Origin of the sequence: Rhizobium sp. WSM4643 (assembly GCF_025152745.1) — a bacterium.
In the GTDB taxonomy this organism is placed as follows: Bacteria; Pseudomonadota; Alphaproteobacteria; order Rhizobiales; family Rhizobiaceae; genus Rhizobium; species Rhizobium leguminosarum_I.
Genome location: NZ_CP104040.1, coordinates 2,250,104 through 2,275,959 on the forward strand (window position 1 = coordinate 2,250,104; position 25,856 = coordinate 2,275,959).

Sequence of the window (25,856 nt, forward strand, 5' to 3'; positions counted from 1 at the left end):
TGTCCTAACACACCACCCTGGAGGCGACTATTGCGAGAAATAGCCGTTCTGAAACGTTTTAGAAAATAAACAGGGCCTGTCGCCAAACGGTAACGGCCAAATACCTACTGCATTATTTTAAGTGTTTGCGGCGTCCTATACGCGTCTGAAAAGACGCGCGGCGCTGTAAAGCGCAGACGCGGATGCGCCGCCGCCTGAATCAAGCGGCCTGCGGGGCCAGTTCGCCCTCATCATGCATTTCGATGGCGGCAAGCGCCGGCACGCTACTGGCAAGCGCCCGCCAGGTGATCAGTTCGAACGTGCCATCCTCGTGCTCGGCGACCGCCGTGCAGCTTTCCACCCAATCGCCGGTGTTGATGTAGCGGATGCCGTCCATGTCCTGGATGATGGCATGGTGGATATGTCCGCAGATCACCCCGTCGGCGCCGTTTTTGCGGGCCTCCTCGGCGACGACGCGCTCGAATTCACCGATGAAATTGACCGCATGCTTGACCTGCAGCTTCGCCCAGGCCGAGAACGACCAGTAGGGCATGCCAAGCCGGCGGCGCACCGCCGCCAGGATGACGTTGATGCGGATTGCCGTGTCATAGGCCCAGTCGCCGAGATAGGCCAGCAGTCGGGCGTTGCGGACGACGATGTCGAACTCGTCGCCGTGCAGGATCAGGTATTTCTTGCCGTCGGCGCCGTCAAGCATCATGCGCTCGACGACTTCGATGCCGCCGAAATGCATGCCTGGGAAGGCGCGCAGGAATTCGTCGTGATTGCCGGGAATATAGACGACGCGCGTGCCCTTGCGCGCCTTGCGCAACAGCTTCTGGACGACATCGTTGCAGACCTGCGGCCAGTACCAGCTGCGCTTCAGACGCCAACCGTCGACGATGTCGCCGACGAGCACGATTGTATCGGCCTCGTGGTGGCGCAGGAAATCCAGCAGGAAGTCGGCCTTCGCGGCCTTCGAGCCGAGGTGGACATCGGAAATGAAGAGCGTGCGGAAATGTCTGGGTTCCATCATGTCTTTCACGAGCTGCCGCTCATGTCCCATCTTTCATCTAGCCTTCCAAAACCAGACTCGTGTTTCAGGAAGATGACAAGCTGGGGAAAAGCCCTGCAAACCTGTCCATCGCCGCGCGGCCGCCTGGCCGTCGCCGCGCGGACAGCATGCCCGTCGCCGCGCATGCAGCACGCCCGTCGCCGTCAAGCCCACTGACGAGGTTGCCCTGCGCATTCAGGGCGTTCATGATGACGCCGATTCCATATCCGACAATGCGGGATGGCTGATGCGTCTCTTTCTCGTTCGCCATGGCGAATCCCTCGGCAACGTCAACGAACAGGCCTACCGCCAATTCGGCGATCACAATGTGCCGCTGACGCAGTGGGGCCATCGGCAGGCTCTCGAAGCAGGCGGCGTGATCGCCTCCTATCTGCAAGCACTGCCGAGCGCAGGTTTCGGCAAGCTGCATATTTGGTATTCGCCCTTTCTGAGGACGCGGCAGAGCAAGGATGCGCTGCTCGAAGCCCTGCCGGAAAGCTTCATCGGCGATATCAGGGAAGATTATCTGCTGCGCGAGCAGGATTTCGGTCTCTTCACCGAAATCTACGACCGCGCCGAACAGAAGCAGAAGTTTCCCGAGGAGTTCGAAAAATGGGCAAGGCTGCGCAGCAACAGCGGCAAGTTCTACGCACGGCCGCCGGATGGCGAAAGCCGGGCGGATGTGGCCCAGCGGGTGCGCCTGTTTCTCCAGACCGCCATGCACGATGCCGAAAATAGCGACCACAACGTCGTGATCGTCGGTCATGGCGTCACCAACCGGGCGGTCGAAATGAATTTTCTGCACCGCCCCGTCGAGTGGTTCGAGCGTTCCGACAATCCAGGAAACGCCGATATCACCCTGATCGAGGGGACGCGCTCGCAAGGATATGAGTCGATCCTGTTGCATCAGGCCGCCGAACGGCAGCCGGGGCAGGAACACGAGTTGCGCGATGCCTATGGCGCCGACGTGACAATCGTGCCGAAGCCCGGCGGGTAGCAACGCCCGACCGAAACAAATGCCATGTCACCGACCAAGGACATTATGCTTCGAGCGCCAGAAAATCGTGCCGCCGCGCGTTGAGCAAGCGCGCGGTGGCATGATGCAATGCCTTGTTTTCACGCCATCCCGTCAGGCGGCGCGCACGGCCGCCACGGGTTTGACGTTCTGGTTCATGCGGAACAGGTTGTTCGGATCGTAGCGCAGCTTGATTTCGGCAAGGCGGTGGTAGTTGGTCCCGTATGCCATTTCGACCCGATCGGTTTCGTCTTCCGGCATGAAGTTGATATAGGCGGTTCCCACTGCATGCGGCTTGGTTGCCTCGAAAAGCTCGCGCGCCCAGCCGGTGCAGCTTCCATCCATGCCGGCTTCCCGCCAGCGCGCATGCACATTCATGACGAAATGCGAGCTGCGCTGCGGAAACGCGGTGGCTTCGGTCGGAACACGCCCGGCCGCACCGCCGACATGGCCGATGAAGATCTCGCATTCCGGGCCGGGCAGCTTTCGCACGGCATTGAGCAGGACATCGATCGCAGCATCAGAGAGAGAGGCAAAATCCTGGCTCTTCCAGTAATTGCGCGCGCCCGGTGTCAACAGCGGGTCGAATGCCTGCTGCCAGCTGGTGAACGGCACCGGGCCGACGACGTCGGCGATAGGATTTCCGATCGTGCGCAATCTGGCTGTTGCCTTTTCTCCCGCCGCGATATCCCCGCAATAACACATCGCCAGCACGACGATCTCCTTGCCGTGCCATTCGGTGGGAAGGAATGGCAGCGGCGGCGCCTGGCGCATCACCACCCAGCAGGTCAGTTCGTCAGGTGCCGCTTCCAGCGCCTGCCGATACTCCTTGAGTACCATTTCCGCATCGGCGAAGGGATGCACGACCAGCCCGGCGAGAACCTCCGTGTTGAGAGGGTTAAGCTTGAACTCGAACGAGGTCACGACGCCGAAATTGCCGCCGCCGCCGCGCAGCGCCCAGAAGAGGTCTGGTTTTTCCGTCTCGCTCGCCTTGACCAGCTCACCATCGGCCGTCACCACATCCATCGACAGCAGATTGTCGATCGTCAGCCCGAATTTGCGGGTCAGCCAGCCGAAGCCGCCGCCCAGCGTCAATCCGGCGATGCCGGTGGTCGAATTGATGCCCGTCGGCAGCGCCAGCCCGAAGGCCATCGTTTCCTTGTCGACATCGGCAAGCGTTGCGCCCGGCTCGATCCTGGCGCGCCGCGTCTGCGGATCGACCCGCACCGATTTCATCGCCGACAGGTCGATGACGACGCCACCCTCGCAGACGGCATTGCCGGCGATGCCGTGGCCGCCGCCGCGCACCGAAAGGAGCAGATTATTGTCACGCGCAAACCGCACCGCGCGCACGACATCCGCAGCGCCGGCGCAGCGCGCGATAAGCCCCGGCCGGCGATCGATCATCGCATTCCAGATCGCCCGCGCCTCGTTGTAATCCACGTCCTTACCGGTCAGAAGACTGCCGCGAAATCCGGCGGCAAAGGCATCGATGGCCACGTCATTGACCATCGTCTGACCCTTTTGCAGGGTCGTCAGGTTCAAATTGTCCATGGTTTCCTCCATGCGACCGGCGCCCCGCACCGTCGCGGCCGGCATCCTGCGCCCGTTGCCGCGGCCAGACAAGCTTCCAGAAGGATTAGCTAACTGAAACGATCGCAATCGAATTGGTCCGACGACCCCTCTGATTCGCGGGCAGAGCGGGTGTGCCATTTGACCCTTTGCGAAAACTTGAGCCACCCCGCATTTCCATACTGTCGCCCGTATCCGATTGATGTATGGAGGGAGCTCAAAAGACGTGCACGGAGGCGGCGATGGATCACCTGGAAAAATCGAAGACGGAAAAGAACCTGACGAGCGGCGATCTCGACGAGCAGGCGCTTTTTTTCCACCGCTATCCCCGCCCCGGCAAGCTGGAGATCCAGGCGACCAAGCCGCTCGGCAATCAGCGCGACCTGGCGCTCGCCTATTCTCCGGGCGTTGCCGCCCCTTGCCTTGCCATCCGCGACAATCCCGAAATGGCGGCCGAATATACCTCGCGCGCCAATCTCGTCGCCGTCATCTCCAACGGCACCGCCGTGCTTGGTCTCGGCAATATCGGCCCGCTTGCCTCCAAGCCGGTCATGGAGGGCAAGGCCGTGCTCTTCAAGAAATTCGCCGGCATCGACGTCTTCGACATCGAGATCGACGCGGCAGCCGTCGACCAGATGGTCTCGACCATCGCCTCGCTGGAGCCGACTTTCGGCGGCATCAACCTTGAAGACATCAAGGCGCCGGAATGTTTCGAGGTCGAGCGGCGCCTGCGCGAAAAGATGAAGATCCCGGTATTCCATGACGATCAGCACGGCACGGCGATCATCGTCGCCGCCGCGATCCTGAACGGGCTGGAACTCGCCGGCAAGGCCATCGAGGACGTCAAGATCGTCGCCTCCGGCGCGGGTGCCGCCGCGCTTGCCTGCCTCAACCTGCTGGTCATTCTCGGGGCGAAGCGCGAAAACATCTGGGTCCACGATCTCGAAGGCCTGGTCTATGAGGGCCGGGTCGAGCTGATGGACGAATGGAAATCCATCTACGCCCAGAAGAGCGATACGCGCACGCTCGCCGAAAACATCGGCGGCGCCGACGTCTTTTTGGGCCTTTCGGCCGCCGGCGTGCTGAAACCCGAGCTGCTGGCGCAGATGGCCGACAAGCCTCTGATCATGGCGCTCGCCAATCCGACGCCGGAGATCATGCCCGATCTCGCCCGTGCCGCCCGTCCCGACGCAATGATCTGCACCGGCCGCTCGGATTTCGCCAACCAGGTCAACAACGTCCTCTGCTTTCCCTATATCTTCCGCGGCGCGCTCGATTGCGGCGCCGAAACGATCAACGAGGAAATGAAGATGGCGGCCGTGCGCGCCATCGCAGCCCTTGCCCGCGAAGAGCCGTCCGATGTTGCCGCCCGCGCCTATTCCGGCGAGACACCGGTCTTCGGCCCCGATTACCTCATCCCATCGCCCTTCGATCCGCGCCTGATCCTGCGCATCGCGCCTGCCGTTGCCAAGGCCGCCGAACAGAGCGGCGTCGCACGCCGCCCGATCCAGGATTTCGACGCCTATCTCGACCAGTTGAACCGCTTCGTCTTCCGCTCCGGCTTCGTCATGAAGCCGATCTTCACCGCGGCCAAGGCCGCCGAGCGCAAACGCGTCATCTTCTCCGAAGGTGAGGACGAGCGCGTGCTGCGCGCCGCCCAGGTGCTGCTCGAGGAAGGCCTTGCCGAACCGATCCTGATCGGCCGCCCGCAGGTCATCGAGACGCGGCTGAAGCGCTACGGCCTGCGCATCCGGCCGCTGTCGGATTTCGAGGTCATCAATCCGGAAGACGATCCACGCTTCCGCGAATATGTCGATCTCTATTTCTCCCTCGTCGGCCGCCGCGGCGTCATTCCGGAAGCCGCCCGCACGATCGTGCGCACCAACACCACCGTCATCGGCGCGCTGGCGCTGAGGCGCGGCGAGGCCGATGCGCTGATCTGCGGCCTCGAAGGCCGCTACGAGAAGCACCTGCGCGATGTTCGCCAGATCATCGGCAAGCGCAAGAATGTCCGCGATTTCTCAGCCCTCAGCCTGATGATTTCGCAGCGCGGCGCCACCTTCTTCACCGACACCTATGTCACCTTCAATCCGACCGCCGAGGAGGTCGCCGAGGCGACGGTGCTGGCAGCCGAGGAAATCCGCCGTTTCGGCCTCACGCCGCGCGCCGCGCTAGTCTCGCATTCCAACTTCGGCTCGCGTGAGTCCGAAAGCGCCACGAAGATGCGCAACGCCCTGCAGCTCGTGCGCGAAGCCGCGCCCGACCTCGAGGTCGACGGCGAGATGCACGGCGAAAGCGCCATCACCGAAGCGCTGCGCAAGCGCGTCATGCCGGACACGACCCTGCACGACGAGGCGAACCTCCTGGTCTTCCCGAACCTCGACGCCGCCAACATCACCCTCGGTGTGGTCAAGTCGATGACGGACGGCCTGCATGTCGGCCCGATCCTGCTCGGCACCGCCCTGCCCGCCCACATTCTCGCCCCCTCGGTCACCTCCCGCGGCGTCGTTAACATGGCGGCACTCGCCGTCGTCGAGGCATCGCAACCGGCCTGAGCCGGCTCAGACTTGTGACAAAGTCGGCCAGCCTTTTCGTCATGTTCGGGCTTGTCCCGAGCATCTGCAGCCGGTTGATATCAAGCAGATATGAGGCCCGGGGCCCTGGATAAAATCCATGCCCTGATGCCGTCTCAGGCACTCGGTATCGACAGGCGCCCCTTATCTGCGAGCGCATCCGCGCGCTCGTTGCCGGCAATGCCGGAATGGCCTTTGCACCAGGCGATGGTCACCAGACCATTCTGGCAAAGTTCAAGATCGACCGCCTTCCAGAGTTCCGCATTGGCGATCGTTCGCCTTCGCGCATTCCCATTCGGGCTGCTTTTCTTCCAGCCGTTGTTCTTCCAGATATGTCGCCAGTTGTTGCAGCCTTTGATGGCGTAGATGGAATCCGACCAGATGGTCGCGGGCTCGCCGCTTGCCTCGCTGTTGATCCAAACCACAGCCTTGAGGACGGCCATCACTTCCATCGAATTATTGGCGGAATCTTCCGCGCCACCGAAGCCGGACGCAATTTCCGCGGAATCGCGATAGGCGATAAAGGCCCAGCCCCCTTGCCCGGAACCCGGTTCATGACAACCGTCCGCGAAAACGTGAAGGCCGTCTTGCGCGCCTCGGATTCCGGCTATCGTTTCAGAGAAACGATGCTCGTTAGAAATGCCTGTCATTGATAGCGATCCTATGCCTGAAGCAACGGCAGTATTTTTTGCCACGCCGCATGCCCAAGCCTCGCATCCGGGTCGTCACCGCCTCCATGAGCATGCAACTCTGATCGCGGCGTCCTCTCTCCGGGAAACAAAATCCGGTGTCCTGCGTCTGCGTCGTAGACAAGCGACACTGACTTGCCATTCTCTTTTCCACGCCTGACAAGTTGCTGCGCGAAACGATCGGACGGCCAAAGCGCATCATCTCCGCCGGCAACGAGAACGACTTCTGCCGACGCTCTTTCGATCGGAATTTGAGCCCGGCGTGCCGCCTTTTCGAAACGGATCAGGCAATGTTCGAACAGTCCTCGATAAGAAACTAGGCCGTCTCTATATTCCGGCTCCCACGCCGGGTCGGCGGGAACGAAGTTTAGCGGGACGCCGTTCAAGCACCAGGACGACCTTTCGGGCCAGGCAATTCCATCCGTTCCCGGACCAATATTTCCCCAGACGACCGAAGGCGGACTGACAGCGACAACAGCACTCACGCGGGAATCGAGGACCGCGGCGAGCAACGCAGCTTCCGCGCCTTTCGAAGTGCCAACGAACACGATGCGCTGGCATCCGGTCGAAATCAGATATTCTGTCGCTTCTGAAAACGTCTCCAGGGGAATTTCGCAAATACCCGGTGACTGCCCATATCCTCCAAACCATTGCAGCGCCAAAGCCTTCGCTCCTGCTTCGGCGAACAGTTTCGCGCGATCAACGTCAACTCTGCCACTGGAACCACCCAAAACGACCACCCCAGTCGTCGCCGTATCTGGTCCTGCAACCAGTTCCCCCATAACCTGGCCTTGAAGCATTACGATTGGATATTCGACCACTTTCCACCGACCCCAAGCGAACATTCATGACGAAGACACTCGTCGATTGGGTTTATAGCAAACGGTGGAGGGTGCCAAAGCGTTTAAGCCGGTGGTTGCCCGTTGAGCGAAAGCTACCCGGAACTTCCCCTAACGGAATGCTCCCCGCATCTACTGGATAAAATCCCGAAAATACGCTAGGAATTTATCCCAGCTTATTAAGAGAAATACCCTAAGAGAAACCCGCGGCGATCGGTGCCGCAAACGACCGATCGATTCTTTGCTCATTCCGGGACGACGCCGTGAAACGCCGAAACCTGTCTCTTGCCGTCTTCCTTGTCTTCGCAGCGCCCGCTGCCGCGCAGACCATTACTATCTGTGAGGATCTGCGTGGCCGCCTCGCCGACCTGCCGCGGTCGATCGGCAATAACAACGGCTCGGAAGCGCGCCAATATGCCGGCGCCATGGCCGAGCAGAACCTCGAGCTGCGCAAGGTCCGCAACGAGCTGCGCGGCAACGGCTGCACCTCGGGAAGCATGGTCGTCATCGGCGGCGAGAATGCCGATTATTGCACCGAGCTCTCGCAGTCCGAAGCCCGCATGATCGACAACATCCGCTATCTCCAGGACCGCCGTGAGGAGCTGCGCAACCAGACCGACGGCAATGACGACGCGCGCCGCGAGCTGACCGCCGCTCTCGACCGCAATGGCTGCAACAGCGAAAACGTCTATGCCCCGAGCGATCGCAGCGCCGACGAACCGGCTCCAAGCGTCGAGGAACAGGCGATGCGCACCGATACCTTCATTCCGCTCGGCGGTGGTGACGAGGTCGATCCGCGTTACGGTGTGCCGCGGGCCGAGATGCTATCTCCGGTCAGCACCATGTGCGTGCGCAGTTGCGACGGCGGCTTCTTCCCGATCAGCTCGAACGCCACATCGGTCGATTTCGGCCGCGACGCCCAGACCTGCGCCAAGATGTGCCCGGGCATCGAGACCGAACTGTTCTATCGTGACGTGACGAGCACCGAAGCCTCGAACATGATCTCGGTCGCAACGGGCACGCCCTACAGCGCCATGAAAAATGCCTTTGCCTACAAGAACCGCACGCCCGGGGAAAAGTCCTCCTGCGCCTGCAATCTCACCGCCTATTATGAGGAGATGCGCGGCAAGCAGGTGGTGAGCGAACCGCCGCAGCAGAGCTCCATCACCACCATCCGCACCAATCCCCCGGCGAAGGATGCCGCAGCTGCGCCGCAATCATCCGTTCCCGAACGCCCCTACGATCCGACGCAGAACCGCGTCCGTCAGGTCGGCCCCCAGTTTCTGGCCGGCGATCAGGGCTCGATCGACCTCACCAATCCGGCAACGCCGGGCCCGCAACCACAACAACAGCAGTGATATCAATCAAGCCACCCAAACCGCGCGGCGGTTTTGGGACTACGACATGCATCTTCGATGCGACGCACTTTATTTAGGGCTCGCTTCGTCCCCATCCATCATGAAAGACGAGTTCCTCGAGCGGCAGCCGCTGCCGCCAGCCTTTGACGGAGAGTTCCGGCTCGTCATAGAGCCGATCGACGAAACCGGCACAGAGCCAGGCGACCACCTCGATATGCTCGGGTATGCCGAGAATGCTTTTCAGGTCGCCTTCACGAAAGATGCTGACCCAGCCGACGCCGACCCCTTCCGCCCGCGCGGCAAGCCAGAGGTTCTGGATGGCGCAGACTGTGGAATAGCTATCCATCCTCGGATTGTGCGTACGCCCCAGCACCACGCTGCCGCCGCGGGTGGGATCGCAGGTCACGCAGATCCCGAGCGGCGCCTCCGTAATGCCTTCGAGCTTAAGCGAACGATATGCCTGCCGCCGTTCGCCTTCGAACATCAGCGCCGCCTCCTCGTTGGCGCTGGCAAAGGCATTCCGGACGCGCGCCCGCACAGTCGGGCTTTTCACCAGAATGAAATTCCACGGCTGCATGAAACCAACCGACGGCGCGTGATGGGCGGCCGTCAACAGACGCTCCACGACATCGTCTGGCAAGGGATCAGGCAGGAACTGGCTGCGAACGTCGCGCCGCGTCATGATCGCATAATAGACGGCCTCGCGTTCGGCCAAGGAAAAACCGGACGCCGCCGAAAGGGCATCCTCATCAAAGGGTCGCATCGTCAAATCCCCAACAACGCAACCGCCCCGCCGTCCGCGCGGATCGGTCTATCTAGCCAGGCCGGTCTTCTGACTGGGCGTCATCCGTCTGCCGCAGCCTTCCCGGCAAGAAGCCAGTGGCGTGATAAGCGGCAAACGTCGGCCTTACAGCGTTGGGCACGTTCCGGCTTTGCACCGGATTCCCGATTCTCCCGCCTTACCGGCGGGCACCTGACGGCGCATCTATTTCAGGAAAGCGCGGCGGCGGCAAGGCGGCCCGCAAGCCGCCGACACGCTGCATGTAGCCTTCGGCGATGTCGATGACGCCGACAGCAGCCAGGCAACCGCGATCAATGCCGTTGCCCAGCGTATCTCTATTCCTCCACCGTCCAGCGCGATACGGCAGTACCCGCCGGTTGGCTGGGCTTGGCGCCGGCAGGCGCCAGGGTGAAACGACCCGCATGTACCCCAGCACCCCATTCTACTTTATGATTTATTCACACATCAAATACACACTGCGTTTACGCGTTTTGGGTTGCTATCAGGACATGGGCATGAGGGCTCGTGATGTGACCGTCAGCGTCGATGCCCGTATTGATACGCCAGTCCGGAACATGTCCGACTGAGCCGCAATTCTAGGCCGCCGCGGAATGTTCCAATTTTTGAAAACGATGCCTCTGACCGCCAAGCTGGCGGCGATTATCGTTGCCGTGAACCTCTGCGGCATTTCCGCTTTCGCCACCTATACCTGGATGTACGAAACCCGGGCCTTGATCGATGGCGCCAAGGCGAACTGGTCCAAGAATGCCGAGCAATTTGCATCTCTGGCGGCGGGCGGCGTCAAATGGGGGAAGGCGAACGCGGTTCGAGAGGCTTATTCGCTCTATCGCGACGACCCCTCGCTCGATCTCGTGCAGTTTGCCGCATTCAACGCCGAACCTGCCGCCGTCGATACCTGGGCGCGCGATGGCGTCAGTGGTTTGCCGGCACCAACCGATCTGGCAAAGAGCTTGAGCGCGAAACCGGAAAAGACGACCATCGATGACGGTAGAATATCTGCCGGCGTCGTGACGATCATCGCGCCGCTCCCGCTGGATAAGTCGGGCAAGGCCACCGGTTACATCGTCACGAACTGGTCCGTCGAAAAAATCGCTTCCGAAGTCAGGCAGAAAGTTCTCATTTCGCTGCTCACGCAGTCCGCGATCACCGCCATGGCCGTCGTTGCCTTCCTTCTCGCCATGCGCAGCCTCGTTGGCCGGCCCATCAGGGTGATCAGCGAACGAATCAGCGCGTTGCAGAAAGGCGATCTGGTCTCTCCCGTCACCTACAGGGAAAATGGCGACGAGATCGGCTTTCTGGCGCGGGCATTGGAAGTTTTCCGTCACGAGGCGATTGCGAAGGTCGAGAGAGAGCAGGCCGCTGCCGAGCAGAGCGCTTCGCTCGACGCCGAACGGGCGCGCAACGCATTGCTGACCGAAGAGGCCAGCAACACGCAACGGCTGGTCATGAACGCTCTCGCAAATGCATTGGAAGGGCTCGCCGCCGGCGACTTCTCGATACACCTGGCCGATGTCGGTCCAGAATTCGATAAATTGCGTCAGGACTTCAACAACATGGTCGATGCGGTCGCGGCCGCTCTGACAGAGATCAAGACCGCTTCAGTGGCGGTTGAAACCGGATCCAGCGAGCTGGCGATCTCCGCGGATCAACTCGCCAGGCGGACCGAGCAACAGGCAGCAGCATTGGAACAGACCGCCGCGGCACTGGATGAGGTGACCACCACGGTCAGAACATCGTCGCAACGGGCTGAAAATGCCGGGCAGTTGGTCGAGGAGACCAAGCGGAGCGCCCATGTCTCGGCGACGGTGGTGCGCGATGCAATCGGTGCGATGGACCGGATTCAAACCTCGTCGAGCCAGATCGGCCGCATTATCGGCGTCATCGACGAAATCGCCTTCCAGACAAACCTGCTGGCGCTGAACGCCGGTGTCGAGGCGGCGCGCGCCGGCGAGGCCGGCAAGGGTTTTGCGGTCGTCGCGCAGGAAGTGCGTGAACTCGCCCAGCGGTCGGCAAATGCCGCAAAGGAAATCAAGAACCTGATCAACGTATCCGGCCAGGAAGTTGCCGCGGGCGTCGGGCTGGTGAACGAAACTGGTGACGCCCTGCTGAAGATCGAAGAGCAGATCAACCGCATCAGCGATAGCATCGCTTCCATCGTCCAATCCTATCGCGAACAGGCGACGGGCCTGCAGGAAATCAACAGCGCGATCAACCAGATGGATCAGACGACACAGCAGAACGCGGCAATGGTCGAGGAAACCAACGCAGCTTGCCACGAACTGCTGTCGCAAGGACGCCTGTTGCAGGACTCGGCCGGTAGGTTCGTAGTCGGTGCGTCTACCGCCAGCCAGCCCAAACCCGTTCAAGCCGCCCGCCAAGCTCGTCCCGATACTAGAGCCTTCACGCAGCGTCATGCAGGTAATGCCGCCGTTGCCGCTGCTCCCGGTGCCTGGGAGGAGTTCTGACGTCGACTGCATCCGATAAGCCTTAGTTCTCAGCAACCTATAATCAGGAAGGAAACGCCTATGAAGAAAATCGTGCCCGCATTTCTTTTGGCCTGCACCGCATTTGCCATGCCGATCGGCGTATCCATGGCACAGGATGCCAAGCTTGCCCCGATCTCCGACTACGTGACGAGCGATGTAAAGCCCTGGCTTAACGACCCCGCCATCATCGAGGCTATCAAGGCGCAGAACGCTGCCAACGCCAATCTCAATGCTGCTGATGTCGACGCCCTTGACAAGAAGTGGCGTGCCGAAGTCGATGGCTCAGACCACTCGATGATCGACGGCGTGCTCAACAATGCACTGTCGAAATTCCTTCAGGGAAAGAAGGAGGCTTCCGGCGGCAAGATCACGGAAATCTTCGTCATGGATACAAAAGGCCTGAATGTCGGTCAAAGCGACACCACATCGGATTACTGGCAGGGCGACGAGGCCAAGTTCCAAAAGTCCTTCGGAGCCGGCAAGGACGCCGTCTTCGTCGACGAGATCGAAAAGGATGAGTCGACCCAGACACTGCAGTCGCAGGCAAGCGTCACGATATCAGACGACAAGGGAACACCGATCGGCGCCATCACCGTCGGCGTGAACGTCGACGCCCTGTGATCTCAGGAACTGAGTCTTCTAGAACAGTGCGAATGACCGTCGCCCGGAAGCATCTTTAGGGCGACGGGTTTAAACAGAGCTTAGAGCGCGTCGCCTGCACGAGATCGAGTGCGACGCGCTTCTTGCCTCGCCGGGGGGTGTCCCTTCCGCAGAAGCCGTTGCCATCTCGGGGAACGCCCGATTTTCAGGCACAAAATTCTGCGTGACAACGCGTCGCCGTGACACTACATACCTCTCATGTCGATCACATCAATCTGCGCCTCGCGATTTTATTGGTACCGCTACTCTCAGCGGATGCGGGTCCATGCGTAACTGAATTCGACGCGACGACAACCCGAACAGCCGCTAGTCTACCTGGCGGCTTTTTTGTTCCGCCGGTATGACCAAACAGGAGCCATACCGTGTCTGATACCATTGACGATCTGCGCATCGTCGAAATCACCCCGCTGACCAAACCCGCCGATATCATCGCGGAAATTCCCCGCAATGCTGATGTCAGTAAGACCGTGACCAGCAACCGCAATGCGGTCCACAAGATTCTCCGAGGCGAAGACGACCGCCTGATCGTCGTCATCGGCCCCTGCTCCATCCATGACCCTGTTGCCGCCAGGGAATATGCCGAACGGCTGGCGGAACAGCGCCGCCGCTTCGCCGGCGATCTCGAGATCGTCATGCGCGTCTACTTCGAAAAACCCCGCACGACCGTCGGCTGGAAGGGCCTGATGAATGACCCGCATCTCGACGGCAGCTACCGCATCGAGGAAGGGCTGAGGATTGCGAGACGCCTGCTGCTCGATATCAATGCCATGGGCCTTCCGGCCGGCTGCGAATTCCTCGACACCATCACGCCGCAATATATTGCCGATCTCGTCAGTTGGGGCGCGATCGGTGCGCGCACGACCGAAAGCCAGGTCCACCGCCAGCTTGCCTCCGGCCTTTCCTGCCCGATCGGCTTCAAGAACGGCACCGATGGTGGTGTGCGCGTCGCGCTCGACGCCATCCTCGCCGCCTCGCAGCCGCATCACTTCCCGGCAGTGACCAAAGACGGACAGGCAGCAATCGCCTCGACGACAGGCAATGAGGACTGCCACATCATCCTGCGCGGCGGTAAGCGGCCGAACTATGAGACGGCCGATGTCGAATCCGTCACGAGCGAAGCCGTCAAGCTCGGCGTGGCCCCGCGCATCCTCATCGATGCCAGCCATGCCAACAGCGGCAAGGACCCGATGAACCAGCCGCTCGTCGTCAGATCCGTTGCCGCCCAGATTGCCGCCGGAAACGGCGACATCAAGGGCATGATGATCGAAAGCAACCTCGTCGCCGGCCGCCAGGACCTCGTTCCCGGCAAGCCGCTGGTTTACGGCCAGTCCATCACCGACGGCTGCATCGACTGGGATATGTCGGTCGCGGTGCTGGAGGACTTGGCAAAATCCGCCCGCGCCCGGCGCAAGGCAGCCGTCGCAGCCTGATAGTCAGCATTAAACGCAGCGGGCAGAAACCCGCCGCCCATTACAGGGCGGTGGGGGCAACCCGGTTATCTCACGGGTACGCCGATGGCGACACTGCCGTTGGCTGTGACCGCCAGTTCATGCCCATTCATCCCAACGAGCCACAGCCGCCAAATGCAGGCGTCTGATGATGGAGCGACCAGATGGGCCGACACAGGCGCATATTTCGCGGGCACGTCATTTGTCGTCGGAGCCGGCTTGGTCGGAAAATACCTTCGTCTTGTGGAGACGGCTATCAACGGTGCTCAATCGATCGTCACCACTACGCCGGTGCTCCGGCCTGTCGTCGCATTCGTGGCGCTGGCCGCAATGCCGCTCGCGATGGGCGCTAAGTTCGCCGCAATTGCCAACAGCGAGGTCGGCTATAACAATTACTATGGCGCTGCTGTTGGTACCGGTAGGCTGGTTGGAACCAAGGCCAATATCAGATTTCTCGTCCAATCATCCGCGAAGTCGCCGATCCCCAAGCAGCGTGGGGTTACTAACCCACCGCCCCGCCATCATGGGCGGAGCGCGGGACCGGATCACCGGCACGCGGAATAGGAGTAGATTTAATAGAGCCATGGATGCATTGAATCGGGCTCGTGTTCAGTCGCGACCCTGTAATAGGTACGCATGTCGTCGCGCTCTTTTTCGTAAGTCCACTTCAAGCCCCATCTGCATTCTTCCGTCATGCACTCACGGCTCTTCGATCCGAACATATCGAGTTGAAATGCCTCGCCATTGATTTCGCCGGTAATCGAGCCGGTTTTCCCCTTATCCTTCGATATGAGTTCAAACGCCCCTGCTCGACCATCCAGACAGTAGATCTTCCCGCGGTAGGTTCGCTCGCCGGTCTCAAGCTTCCAGAAATTCGTCTTCACCTGCGATACGCTGTAGCGCCCCTTGCATTGCTGCCTTTCGGCCGAGCCGATCTCAATCGTCCCCCCCATCTCCTCACTCTCGTCCCTCGCAGTCACCTTTCCGAGCACCGGAGTACCCGTTGCGAGGTAGCTTCCCTCGACGCCACGGACAAAAAGATATGAACAACCTGCGAGCGTGAAACCCATTGCCACCAAGGAGCCGGCGACCGTGAAACCACGCAGCGTCCACGCGCATCTCAAGACAGCCAGCAAGTCTATACCTCCAGGTTCATCCTCATGTTCGCGGATGCCAAAAGAGCGGGTTGGAGCATTGGGCGTCGTTACCAGCCAGAATAGCACTGATATTCAGGTCACAATATTTCCCCCACAATTAGGAAGATGAATAAATGCCACAGCTCATCTTGAAATAGAATACCCCGTCCGCTTCGGCAAGTTACACGAAACTAGAGGCAGCTACTGCAATCAAACTTGGGAGCCCCGATCACCCACCCCTCAAAAGCGTGCGCATCAGCAATTCGAAGATGAGGCCGGGCGCGACGTTGTTACTCACACTGTGACGTGAAATCCTGCCGAATAAACTTTTTCGATAGGGGACGCATGCCTGTAAAAACTCTTCCATCTCCACCTTGGTGGAGAGTAGCGATTGCGTTGATCGTAGTTCCCTAAATCGCGTCCTTCGCATACGCTGTTTACAGCCCACTGTATCAGGGCCTGCCGGATATGACCGAGCGCGTTATCCGAACAACTCAGGCCGTCGCGCTCATTGGTGCGTATCCGCCAACTGCTGTGTTGGGGATTCCATTGCTATGCTACTTCAGGCGACGTGTAGGGCCGCCCCTTGCAAATTGCGCGATGGTTGGAGCCTTTGTTGCGACCTTCCCCTGGATGTGCCTTGTTGCATTTTTCCGGCATTATGGAGCAGTTGCCACAAGATTCCGATGAGAGCTGATGCTATCTCCTGAGGGTGCCTCGGGAGTGTTGCGTATGGTTGAAGTCGTAGACGAATTGAAAGCGAAATTGGCCGAGATCGATGCCAAGATGGAAGAGCTGCGGCGGGAGATCGTCGCCCTCGTCGATCAGAAAGCGGCATTCGAAACGGTGATAAGGGTTTACGATCCCGGCTTTGAGCTGGCCGCGCCGCCTTCGAAGGGACGCCGTGCCTCGTCACGGGAAACGGCAAGCGGTCGCGTTACAGAACTCCTCAAGGGCAAGAACAATCGCCATATCGTACTCGATATCCTGCGTTGCTCAGGACGGCCAACGACGACAGCAGAGATCGCAGAGAAGTTCGCGAACGACGCCGACCTCGGCAGCGAAACAGCTCGCTTGGAGTCCGCCCTCACGAGCAGGTTCTCCGCGACGCTGAACGGGTTGGTGAAGCAGGGGCTGGTTCGCCAGGCTGGCACTGAGGACGGCCGTCGCCACCTCTGGGAGATCAGCCGTTAATCCGGCGGCTCGCCCTGCAACTACACCTGGTCGACGATATTCTGGGCGGCGCACTGCCAGTATCCGCAAAGGTTCCGCGACGTCGGCCTTGAGGTGATGGTTTGCAGGAGGTCGGCGAACTGCCAGCGCAGGCCCATGTAGCGCGTGTCCTCCTTCCACGACAGCATCGCCATGTACCAGTCGAGGTACTTCGTCGAGAACCGGTGGTTGATGCCCTTGTAGGCCTTCTCGACGCGGCTGAAGAAGCTCTCGATCACATTCGAGTTCGTGCCGTCGTCCTCCTGGTACCGAAGGCTGTGGTTCACGCGATGCATGGCGACGAGCCCGATGAGATCGTCGTAAGCCTTGTGTTCGTCGGCGATCAAGAGTGCCTTCGGATCGACGTGCCTGGCGACGGCCGCCCAGGCGTCCTTGCCGTTCTCGTCCATGATCACACGCGTCAGCGTCCGGTTCGGAGCGTTCCGGTTGGCTTCCCTCAGCGCCAGGACACACATGCGCTTGCCGTTCTGGTTTTCCTTCTTGCGGCCGTCCTTCCGCTCTTCCTTCTTGTTCGCCTTGCGGAGAACGCCGCCGACATACTTGCCGTCGATCTGCACCGTGCCGTGCAGTTTGATCGCATCACGGCGAAGGCCGACGGCCTCGCGGAGCTTCTGCAACAGTACGTAGGCGGTCTTGTACTGGACGTTGAGCTTACGGCTCAGATGGAGCGCGGCCATACCCTTGGCGGCCGTGATCTCCTCCCAGATAGCCATGATGATCTTCTTGAACGATAGCTTCCGGTTGGCGAAGACGGTTCCGGATGTCACCGAAAACTCGGCGCGACATTCCGGCTCCGAGCATCGGAAGCGGCGACGCCGGACGCTGTACGGCTCCAGGCATCCGCAGCGAGGACAATATGGATTGCCGCCGTTGTCAGTCCAGCGGAAGTCGACGAAGAGGCCGTAGGCATCGTCTTCGGTGAGCGACCAGACCTTCTCGGGATCGAGATTGCGGCCATCTGGACGCAGGAGCGGGTGCTGGCCGAAGCCTTCCTTGGGATCAGGCCACGCGCAGCGGTCGTATTTCGAACCTCCGGTCTCCTGCGGAGAAGGGGTCGTAGGAATTCGGCCTCAGGATGGGAATTCGCTTCTGGAGCATGTTCAGGTTTTCGTTCGATACGCGGGACATAGGCGGACAGCTCCGTCGAAAGGACGGAAGCAGAAGGTCAGCGCTCTATTCGTATCAGTCTGAACATAGGGCTCCTTACCAGGTGGCGTGTCAGGAGTCGAGTCGCTGGTTTATCTGCGTGCGATCTTCGGCTATTCGCCTTGCATCAACCATAAGTAAATTATCCCCATGGCGTGTGATGCTAACCAGTGTAGCGTGACGGGAGCGGCCCGCCGGACTTAGGCGAGCAAGGCTGGCATGTCGCTTCCGGCCCCGAGGTGCTCAGAATGATACGCCGTCGAGAAGCCTTCTTCATTGCCGTCATCATCGCGGCTCTGCTGCCAACGCAGGCAATGTCCGCCAGTATCTTATCTGGCAACTCATCGCCGCTATGTCTCGTTCCGGTCAAGAACGGCGAGCCAACTAAAGCCGACATCTACCAGTCGTTTCGGCTAACATCGAAGGTCGTCGTCGTGCGTGGCTTGGATCGCCCGATTATTTTCCCACTAAACCGCGGTGGTGTCTGGACGATCGACACCACTGGGGCGTACGTCCCGTTCGGAGGCGATTTCCCCGACCATTATCAAGACCAGTATGCCACCGACACGTCGACGGGAGACGTAATTGGCGTGAGCTGGAAACTCGGAGTTTTCAGGCTTCGACCAGGTGAGACACAGTTCGAGCGCCTATTCGCGGCCGACGGAAAGCCGTTCGTCCATCCTTTTTCAGCGGCGTACGTGGCGCGTTTAGGAGGCACAGTCATCTCGGACAACTCGGGCCTTTATCTGCTCCGGCCCTCTGGGCAGGTCGAGCGGCTCTACTGGGATACCCGCGTCGGTGGGAAGTCGCCGGGACGAGTGTTCGACCTACCCGAACTGAAGCTGCTTTTGTTCACCGCCGAAGGTTATATCTATGCGAGGGACGACAACGGGAACTTGACGATTTTCGACAAAGGTTTTGGAGGCGTTCAGGCCGCTCGTGTCACTGCGGACAGAAGAATATTCCTAGAGCGCATTGATCAAAATCTTGTCGTGCCCTGGCCTCCGAAGGACCCGACGCGGCCCGCCGCCCAGCAAGCCACCCACACCTACGAGAACTTTGAAGGCATTGAAACCTACGTCGGCACATTGGTCAGAGTGCACGACAAGCAGATGTCGGTCGACTTGCCCCAGAGAGTTTATAACCCGCCGACGGAGTTTCCGGGTGGCGTTATGGTGGCTAACGCGGGTAACGACGGGCTTTACACGTTGAACGCCGAAAACAGATGGGATTTCGTTGACCAGAGCCGCGAGATTGCCGGGAATGTCATCTACCTCTTCCAGCTTCCCATCGAAAATCAAGCCGTCTTGGTCAACGGCAGGGAAGGACTTTTCCTTCTGGTCCGGAAAACCGATGCGCGAGCGGTCGCGTGCTTGAGGTAAATTGCCGGTAGCAGGTCATCTCGTTGATAGACACCCGCGCCGCGATATCCGGCGGTTGGCCAAGCGACTGAGGCTAATCGCAATTCTGTTGGTAGTGAAAGGGTTTGGCTCCGTCATCGCCGCGTGCGCATTTGGCTCTACAGGATGCCTGGGCCGATCTTGTGGCATTTGCTCCATAATGCCGCATTTTTCGGCCCTGACGAGGCTTATGCTGGTGACCACATCACTTACCAAAACGGCATGATGACATGGTGGGGATTGCTAGAGACCGTCAAATCGCTCGCAGTGACAGCTGTATTCGGCTTTGCTGCTGGTGGACTGTTCTGGCTGGTGGCCGCCGCTGGCGTTAAAAGACAGCCCGTTTCTGAAACGATTCCAAGCAAAGTGTTCGAGTAGGCGGTCTCTCGATATCATCAAATACCCACCACCCGATCATAAAATGGCGGTGCGCCAGTCTCAAGATCTCACCGGAAAATACCTGACATAAGCGAATTCATCGCCTTCGGGCGACCAGTTCGGCACATTGATCGTGCCCTGCCCGCCGAAAAGCTCGAACAGCGTCTTCAGATTGCCGCCATCCATGTCCATCAGCCGCAGCCGCACGTCCAGGTCGCGCGGATGGTCGAACACCGAAGGGTCGTAGGACAGGATCAGCACCTTGTCATTGGTAGGCGATGGATGGGCGAACCAATTGCCCTGATTGTCCGATGTCACCTGCTCGAGCCCGGTGCCATCGGGATGGATGCGCCAGATCTGCATCAGCCCGGTGCGGCTGGAATTGAAATAGATCCATTGGCCGTCAGCCGACCAGTCCGGCCCGTCATTGCGTCCCTCGCCATGCGTCAGCCGCGTTTCGGCGCCGCCATCGACGGAGATGGTGTAGATATCGAAGAGGTCGTCGCGGATGCCGCAATAGGCAAGCTGGCGCCCGTCCGGCGACCAGCCATGCCAGTAGGATGGCAGGTTCTGCGTGATAAGCCGCGGCGTGCCGCCATCGATCGGCAGGATATAGATCGCCGACTTGCCGAATTCGGTCTTGTCGGAGATGACAATCTCAGTCCCATCGGGCGAAATGCCGTGATCATTGTTGCAGTTGATGGCAAAGCCGGTATCGACCTTGACCACATCGCCGCCATCGAGCGGCAGCCGGAAGAGCAGCCCGTCGCCGTTCATAAGCAGGTAGGAACCATCCGGCGAGAAGTTCGGCGCCTCGACCAGCCTGTCCGTCTGCCAGACCTCGCGGGCCCTGCCCGTCCTGACATTGTAGATCTCAACCGAACTGCGCATGTTTCCTCCCGAAAGGCTTAATGCCGTTAGCGATCTCGATTGCGTCAGCGATCCCTGAAGCGGTTGGTGATCGGATAACGCCGGTCGCGGCCAAAATTCTTCTTGGTGATCTTAACACCCGGCGCCGATTGCCGGCGCTTGTATTCGGCGAGATAGAGCAGGTGCTCGACCCGGTGGACGGTCGCCACGTCATGGCCGCGGGCGACGATCTCTTCGACCGCCATCTCCTTCTCGACAAGGCATTCGAGGATATCGTCGAGCACGGGATAGGGCGGCAGCGAATCCTGGTCCTTCTGGTCGGGACGCAGCTCGGCCGACGGCGCCTTGTCGATGATATTCTGCGGGATTACCTCGCCCGACGGCCCCAGCGCATCCGGCGGCACGTTTTCGTTACGCCAGCGGGAAAGCGCATAGACCTGCATCTTGTAGAGGTCCTTGATCGGGTTGAAGCCGCCGTTCATGTCGCCGTAAAGCGTGGCGTAGCCAACCGACATTTCCGACTTGTTGCCCGTCGTCACCACCATCGAGCCGAACTTGTTGGAGATGGCCATCAGGATGACGCCGCGCGCCCGGCTCTGCAGGTTCTCCTCGGTGATGCCGCTGCCCGTGCCTTCGAAAAGGCTGGCGAGCGCACTGCTGAAACCCGTCACCGGCTGTTCGATCGGCACGATGTCGTAGCGGCAGCCGAGCGCCTTGGCGCAATCGGCCGCATCCTTCAGCGAATCCTCGGAAGTATAGCGATAGGGCAGCATGACGGTGCGCACCCGCTCCTCGCCCAGCGCATCGACGGCGATTGCCGCACAGATCGCCGAGTCGATGCCGCCGGAAAGGCCGAGCACCACGGTTTTGAAGCCGTTCTTGTTGACGTAGTCGCGAAAGCCGAGCAGGCAGGCGCGGTAATCGGCCTCCTCGCTTTCAGGGATATGCGCCAACGGCCCTTCGTCGCAATGCCAGCCGTTTTCGCCGCGCTTCCATGTCGTCACCGCAAGCGCCGTCTCGAACTGGCTCATCTGGAAGGCAAGCGACTTGTCGGCATTGAAGGCGAAGCTCGCCCCGTCGAAGACGAGTTCGTCCTGGCCGCCGAGCTGGGCGGCATAGATCAGCGGCAGTCCGGTCTCGATCACCTGCTTCAGCACCACCTGATGGCGGATATCGACCTTGCCGCGATAATAGGGAGAACCGTTCGGCGACAGCAGGATCTCGGCCCCGCTTTCGGCCAGCGTCTCGCAGACGCCGAGATCGCCCCAGATATCCTCGCAGATCGGAATGCCGATGCGCACGCCGCGGAAATTCACCGGCCCCGGCATGGCGCCCTGGTCGAAGACGCGCTTCTCGTCGAACTCGCCGTAATTCGGCAGGTCGATTTTGTCGCGCACCGCGATCACCTTGCCGCCGTCGAGCACGGCGACCGAATTGTAGCGACCGGTCTCGTCCTGCCGGGGAAAGCCGATGATGACGCCTGGGCCGCCGTCGGCGGTGTCCGCAGCCAGGCTCTCGACGGCCTTCCAGCAGGCGCGGATGAAGGCGGGCTTCAGCACCAGATCTTCAGGCGGATAGCCGGAGATGAAAAGCTCGGTCAGGACGAGCAGATGCGCGCCCTCCCGTCCCGCGTCAATACGTGCCTCGCGCGCCTTGGCGAGATTGCCGGCGACATCGCCGACCGTCGGATTGAGCTGGCCGATGGCGATGCGGAAAATATCAGAAAGGGCGTTTTCCTGTGTCATGTCATTTATTTAGCCTGCGCCTTTCGCGACCGCAACATGTTGGCGCCAAAAGCGGCGCCCCGCGACGACGAAATTTTTATGAACGGATTGCGCATGGCGCCACACGGCATTGATGCGCATTGCAATTTACCTCCGGAGCGGAATACTTGCGCCGGAAGCGACCGCATCGATAACGGGTATCGGAAACAGGCCATGTCTAATCTCTCGGAATTCGTGCACCATCATTTCGACAAACCGGCCGACGAACTCGGCGACGTCGAAAAGCGCGTGCTGGCGAAAGCTCACCAACGCAAGGTCATCTCGACCGACGTCAACGCCGCCTTCTCAGCCGAAGCCTCCTTCGGCGAGCGTATCGCCGACAGCATCGCCCGCATCGGCGGCTCCTGGTCCTTCATCATCGCCTTCTTCGTCTTCCTCACCGCCTGGACGGTGATCAACACCATCATTCTGGTGAGCGGCGCCTTCGACCCTTATCCCTTCGTCTTCCTGAACCTGATCCTGTCGATGCTCGCCGCCATCCAGGCGCCGATCATCATGATGTCGCAGAACCGCCAAGCCGAACGCGACCGCTTCGAGGCCGCCAAGGATTACGAGGTCAATCTCAAGGCCGAGCTCGAAGTGCTCTCTCTGCACCAGAAGATCGACATGCGCGTGCTGACCGAACTGACGGCGCTGCGCGAGGACGTTGCCCGGCTCAGCGCCGAATTCGCTGCCAAGGGCTAAACCGGATTCACCGCATATTGCGGCAGGCCATCTGTTATCTCGTAGAAATCGCCCTTGTCGGCACAGTAGATATGATGGCCGAAGGCCAGGCCGCTCGGCGTGTCGAAGGCGCCTGCCATGACCGAAACTTCCGCCGATCCGTCCGCCTGCCAGAACAGCGCGGAGCCGCAATTGGAGCAGAAGCCGCGCTGCGCCTCTTCGCTCGACCGGTACCAGCGGACCGCCTCAGTGCCATCAACCGAAAGAGCCGCGCGGGCCACGTTGACCGCAGCGTAGTAAAACCCCGTCTGCCGGCGGCATTGCGAGCAGTGACAACCGACGACAGGTCCTGGCTTCGTCGTCGTCGAAAATCGCACGGCGCCGCAAAGGCAGCCGCCTGTATGCCGTTCGGTCATGGTCGCCCTCCCGTTTATGACGGGATGTTGCCGCCGATCGCCCGCGGCGTCAAATCCATTCCGTTCAACGAAATCATCAAAAATCTTGAGGGTCGTCGACCGTGTGCATATTTGGCCGGAGCGATTACCCCTGTTGCTTGTCGACAACACCCGCAGGGCTCTTCGCATCACAGCATTGAATCGACCACCATTGTCGGCGATACTTATGGAGCAATTCATCCGACCCTCGGGAGACTGACATGAGAGCGATCTTGTCCGAACAGAAAGGAAACATCCCCCACAAGGACATTCAGCTTCATGAACATTTCGTTCTCTCGCGCGAGGAAAAGCTCGCGACCTCATAATCGCTTCCCGAAACTCTTCCGCGACGACGCGAATGCCGCAGACCGCAGGCGGCGCTGGTCGCGCATGCGCAAATTCCTCTCCTACTATCGCCCGCATCTGCCTTTGCTGCTGGCGGATCTGCTTTGTGCCATCCTCGTCGCTGGCACGGCGGTTGCCTTGCCGCTCTGCGCCAACATCGTCACGAGCCGTCTTCTCGCTCTGCCCGATGCACCGCAGGCCTTCGCACAAATCCTTGCGATGGGCGGCATCATGTTGGCCGTTCTGGCGGTCCAGATCGTTGCCATCTTCTTCGTCGACTATCGCGGCCACGTGATGGGCGCCCGCATCGAGGCCACGGTGCGGCAGGAACTCTTCGAGCACTGCCAGAAGCTCTCGTTCAGCTTCTACGACCAGCAGCGCACCGGCCAGTTGATGAGCCGCATCACCAATGACAGCCTGTGGCTGGGCGAGCTCTTTCACCACGGCCCCGAGGATCTTTCCATTGCCGTGCTCAAATATGGTGGCGCCATGCTGGTGCTGTTCTTCATCGATCCGCCATTGGCGGCCCTGATCCTGTTGCTCACCCCGGTGGCGGTGGCCTATGCGCTCTATTTCAACCGGCGGATGAACCGCGCGCTCGAAGCCAGCAAACGGCAGGTCGCCGCCGTCAACGAGCGCGTCGAGGATGCTCTTTCGGGAATTCGCGTCGTCCAGTCCTTTGCCAACGAGGCGCTGGAGAAGGAACGTTTCGCCGAGCAGAACCGGCGCTTCCTGCAAAGCCGCGCCGAGGGCTATCGCAGCGAGGCCTGGTTTTCGGTCGGCACCGAAACCTTCGCCCAGCTCATCACCATAATCGTTATCGTCATCGGTGGCCTGCGCATCCTGACGGCGGAACTGACCGTCTCCGATATGCTGACCTTTCTGCTCTGTGTCGCCGTGCTGGTCGATCCGGTGCAGCGGCTCGCCAATTTCGTGCGCCTCTGGCAGGAGGGCTACACCGGTTTCATCAGGGCCATGGAGATCCTGGAGATCGCCCCCGATATCACGGACCGGCCGGCCGCCCGTCCGATGCCGGCGCCAACGGGCGAGATCCGTTTTTCCGACGTCGCCTTCGGCTACGAGGGCGATGGCCCGCGGGTGCTCGAGCAGCTATCGCTCACCATCGCCCCCGGGGAGTTCGTCGCCCTAGTCGGCCCCTCGGGGGTCGGCAAGAGCACGCTTTGCTCGCTGATATCGCGCTTCTACGATGTCGAGGCTGGCGCGATCCGTATCGATGGCACCGATATCCGCGACGTGACGCTGACTTCGCTCCGCCGCCATGTCGGCGTGGTGCAGCAGGATGTCTACCTCTTTGCCGGCACGGTGGCGGAAAACCTGCGCTACGGCCGGCCGGAGGCCATCGATGCCGAACTGGAAGCGGCCGCGCGCGCGGCCAATGCGCACGACTTCATCATCGCCCTGCCTCAGGGCTATGACACCGATATCGGCCAGCGAGGCGTCAAGCTCTCGGGCGGTCAGCGACAGCGCCTCACCATTGCCCGTGCCTTCCTCAAGAATCCCCAGATTCTGATCTTCGACGAAGCGACCAGCGCGCTCGACAACGAAAGCGAACGGGCGGTGCAGCAGGCACTGCTCAGCCTGGCAAGCGGGCGAACCACCCTGGTCATCGCTCACCGCCTGTCGACCGTCCGCCACGCCGACCGCATCCTGGTCCTGACGGCTGATGGCATCGTCGAACAGGGCACCCATGACGAGCTGATGGCGCAAGACGGCGTCTACGCCAACCTGCACAGCGTCCAGGCGAGTATATGAGCGTCTGTGTCAGCCCCTCATCCGCCTGCCGGCACCGACCAGGGTCGAGCCACGGGTCTCGACCCGTCCTTCGGACCCCCGTAAACGGGGCGAAGGGACATGCCGCACCCGCTTCCCCCAAACTCGACGCTGCGTTTGGCACGTCCCCTCGCCCCGTTTACGGGGAGAGGGCTAGAGGGGCAGCGATCAACAAAAAACCCGGCATCGCGCCGGGTTTTTTGT

Annotated in this window: 23 protein-coding genes, 1 pseudogene and 1 riboswitch; of the genes and pseudogenes, 12 read left to right on the forward strand and 12 right to left on the reverse strand. The window is 60.6% G+C overall.

The window, feature by feature from the left end:
* Positions 1-199: 199 nt before the first annotated feature.
* A complete protein-coding gene (locus N1937_RS11400) occupies positions 200-1,042 on the reverse strand; it encodes a UDP-2,3-diacylglucosamine diphosphatase (RefSeq protein ID WP_017964536.1) in 843 nt (280 codons plus the stop codon).
* Positions 1,043-1,277: 235 nt separating this feature from the next.
* On the opposite strand from N1937_RS11400, the gene N1937_RS11405 reads away from it, so the two are divergent.
* A complete protein-coding gene (locus tag N1937_RS11405) occupies positions 1,278-2,027 on the forward strand; it encodes a histidine phosphatase family protein (protein ID WP_170255765.1) in 750 nt (249 codons plus the stop codon).
* A gap of 132 nt (positions 2,028-2,159) precedes the next feature.
* Here the strand turns inward: N1937_RS11405 and N1937_RS11410 are convergent, their stop codons facing one another.
* A complete protein-coding gene (locus tag N1937_RS11410; RefSeq protein ID WP_170255764.1) occupies positions 2,160-3,599 on the reverse strand; it encodes an FAD-binding oxidoreductase in 1,440 nt (479 codons plus the stop codon).
* Positions 3,600-3,859: 260 nt separating this feature from the next.
* Between N1937_RS11410 and N1937_RS11415 the strand changes: the two genes are divergently transcribed.
* Positions 3,860-6,172 carry an NADP-dependent malic enzyme gene (locus N1937_RS11415; protein WP_162117770.1) on the forward strand — a complete coding sequence of 771 codons (2,313 nt, stop codon included), beginning with the start codon at positions 3,860-3,862 and terminating at the stop codon, positions 6,170-6,172.
* A 134-nt stretch (positions 6,173-6,306) separates the two neighbouring features.
* Here the strand turns inward: N1937_RS11415 and N1937_RS11420 are convergent, their stop codons facing one another.
* Both N1937_RS11420 and N1937_RS11425 read right to left on the reverse strand, forming a co-directional pair.
* Entirely contained in the window at positions 6,307-6,840 is a 534-nt protein-coding gene (locus N1937_RS11420) for a ribonuclease H family protein (RefSeq protein ID WP_260059094.1), read from the reverse strand.
* A gap of 11 nt (positions 6,841-6,851) precedes the next feature.
* Positions 6,852-7,661 carry an acyl-CoA thioester hydrolase/BAAT C-terminal domain-containing protein gene (locus tag N1937_RS11425; RefSeq protein WP_311202846.1) on the reverse strand — a complete coding sequence of 270 codons (810 nt, stop codon included), beginning with the start codon at positions 7,659-7,661 and terminating at the stop codon, positions 6,852-6,854.
* Between the two features lie 320 nt (positions 7,662-7,981).
* Between N1937_RS11425 and N1937_RS11430 the strand changes: the two genes are divergently transcribed.
* Positions 7,982-9,076, forward strand: coding sequence for a DUF2865 domain-containing protein (locus N1937_RS11430; protein WP_170255762.1), 1,095 nt, complete (start codon positions 7,982-7,984; stop codon positions 9,074-9,076).
* A gap of 73 nt (positions 9,077-9,149) precedes the next feature.
* Here N1937_RS11430 and bluB read toward each other — a convergent pair whose 3' ends face one another.
* Both bluB and N1937_RS11440 read right to left on the reverse strand, forming a co-directional pair.
* On the reverse strand, positions 9,150-9,839 hold the full coding sequence (gene bluB / locus N1937_RS11435; RefSeq protein ID WP_170255761.1) for a 5,6-dimethylbenzimidazole synthase: 690 nt from the start codon (positions 9,837-9,839) through the stop codon (positions 9,150-9,152).
* Between the two features lie 42 nt (positions 9,840-9,881).
* A riboswitch (cobalamin riboswitch) is annotated at positions 9,882-10,068 on the reverse strand.
* Positions 10,036-10,281, reverse strand: coding sequence for a hypothetical protein (locus tag N1937_RS11440; protein WP_260058839.1), 246 nt, complete (start codon positions 10,279-10,281; stop codon positions 10,036-10,038). Its footprint overlaps the riboswitch before it by 33 nt.
* 187 nt (positions 10,282-10,468) lie before the next feature.
* On the opposite strand from N1937_RS11440, the gene N1937_RS11445 reads away from it, so the two are divergent.
* From N1937_RS11445 to N1937_RS11460, 4 genes are all read left to right on the forward strand, one after another.
* Complete coding sequence (locus N1937_RS11445; protein ID WP_170255759.1) at positions 10,469-12,343, forward strand: methyl-accepting chemotaxis protein; 1,875 nt, start codon at positions 10,469-10,471, stop codon at positions 12,341-12,343.
* Positions 12,344-12,403: 60 nt separating this feature from the next.
* Positions 12,404-12,985 carry a hypothetical protein gene (locus N1937_RS11450; protein WP_260058840.1) on the forward strand — a complete coding sequence of 194 codons (582 nt, stop codon included), beginning with the start codon at positions 12,404-12,406 and terminating at the stop codon, positions 12,983-12,985.
* Between the two features lie 401 nt (positions 12,986-13,386).
* Entirely contained in the window at positions 13,387-14,454 is a 1,068-nt protein-coding gene (locus N1937_RS11455) for a 3-deoxy-7-phosphoheptulonate synthase (RefSeq protein WP_260058841.1), read from the forward strand.
* Between the two features lie 84 nt (positions 14,455-14,538).
* On the forward strand, positions 14,539-15,036 hold the full coding sequence (locus N1937_RS11460) for a hypothetical protein (protein WP_260058843.1): 498 nt from the start codon (positions 14,539-14,541) through the stop codon (positions 15,034-15,036).
* An 8-nt stretch (positions 15,037-15,044) separates the two neighbouring features.
* Here the strand turns inward: N1937_RS11460 and N1937_RS11465 are convergent, their stop codons facing one another.
* A complete protein-coding gene (locus N1937_RS11465; RefSeq protein ID WP_222294789.1) occupies positions 15,045-15,608 on the reverse strand; it encodes a hypothetical protein in 564 nt (187 codons plus the stop codon).
* A 696-nt stretch (positions 15,609-16,304) separates the two neighbouring features.
* Here N1937_RS11465 and N1937_RS11470 point away from each other — a divergent pair.
* On the forward strand, positions 16,305-16,802 hold the full coding sequence (locus N1937_RS11470; protein WP_260058845.1) for a hypothetical protein: 498 nt from the start codon (positions 16,305-16,307) through the stop codon (positions 16,800-16,802).
* Positions 16,803-16,822: 20 nt separating this feature from the next.
* Here the strand turns inward: N1937_RS11470 and N1937_RS11475 are convergent, their stop codons facing one another.
* Complete coding sequence (locus N1937_RS11475) at positions 16,823-17,608, reverse strand: IS1595 family transposase (protein WP_260058846.1); 786 nt, start codon at positions 17,606-17,608, stop codon at positions 16,823-16,825.
* Positions 17,609-17,677: 69 nt separating this feature from the next.
* Positions 17,678-17,905: pseudogene (locus N1937_RS31550) on the reverse strand (hypothetical protein); the annotation flags it as partial.
* Between the two features lie 330 nt (positions 17,906-18,235).
* On the opposite strand from N1937_RS31550, the gene N1937_RS11480 reads away from it, so the two are divergent.
* Complete coding sequence (locus tag N1937_RS11480; RefSeq protein WP_260058847.1) at positions 18,236-19,369, forward strand: hypothetical protein; 1,134 nt, start codon at positions 18,236-18,238, stop codon at positions 19,367-19,369.
* 159 nt (positions 19,370-19,528) lie between these two features.
* Positions 19,529-19,765: a hypothetical protein gene (locus tag N1937_RS11485; RefSeq protein WP_260058849.1), complete on the forward strand. Its 237-nt coding sequence runs from the start codon at positions 19,529-19,531 to the stop codon at positions 19,763-19,765.
* A gap of 60 nt (positions 19,766-19,825) precedes the next feature.
* Here N1937_RS11485 and N1937_RS11490 read toward each other — a convergent pair whose 3' ends face one another.
* A complete protein-coding gene (locus N1937_RS11490) occupies positions 19,826-20,656 on the reverse strand; it encodes a TolB family protein (protein ID WP_260058851.1) in 831 nt (276 codons plus the stop codon).
* Between the two features lie 44 nt (positions 20,657-20,700).
* Positions 20,701-22,380 (reverse strand): NAD+ synthase, encoded by a 1,680-nt coding sequence (locus N1937_RS11495; RefSeq protein ID WP_260058853.1) that lies wholly within the window; start codon positions 22,378-22,380, stop codon positions 20,701-20,703.
* A gap of 192 nt (positions 22,381-22,572) precedes the next feature.
* On the opposite strand from N1937_RS11495, the gene N1937_RS11500 reads away from it, so the two are divergent.
* Positions 22,573-23,103 (forward strand): DUF1003 domain-containing protein, encoded by a 531-nt coding sequence (locus N1937_RS11500; protein WP_222279334.1) that lies wholly within the window; start codon positions 22,573-22,575, stop codon positions 23,101-23,103.
* Here the strand turns inward: N1937_RS11500 and N1937_RS11505 are convergent.
* Positions 23,100-23,498, reverse strand: a complete 399-nt coding sequence (locus tag N1937_RS11505; RefSeq protein ID WP_017964550.1) for a GFA family protein — start codon at positions 23,496-23,498, stop codon at positions 23,100-23,102. The two genes, N1937_RS11500 and N1937_RS11505, sit on opposite strands and share 4 nt — an antisense overlap.
* Positions 23,499-23,795: 297 nt before the next feature.
* On the opposite strand from N1937_RS11505, the gene N1937_RS11510 reads away from it, so the two are divergent.
* On the forward strand, positions 23,796-25,634 hold the full coding sequence (locus tag N1937_RS11510) for an ABC transporter ATP-binding protein (RefSeq protein WP_260058855.1): 1,839 nt from the start codon (positions 23,796-23,798) through the stop codon (positions 25,632-25,634).
* The last annotated feature ends 222 nt before the right edge of the window (positions 25,635-25,856 follow it).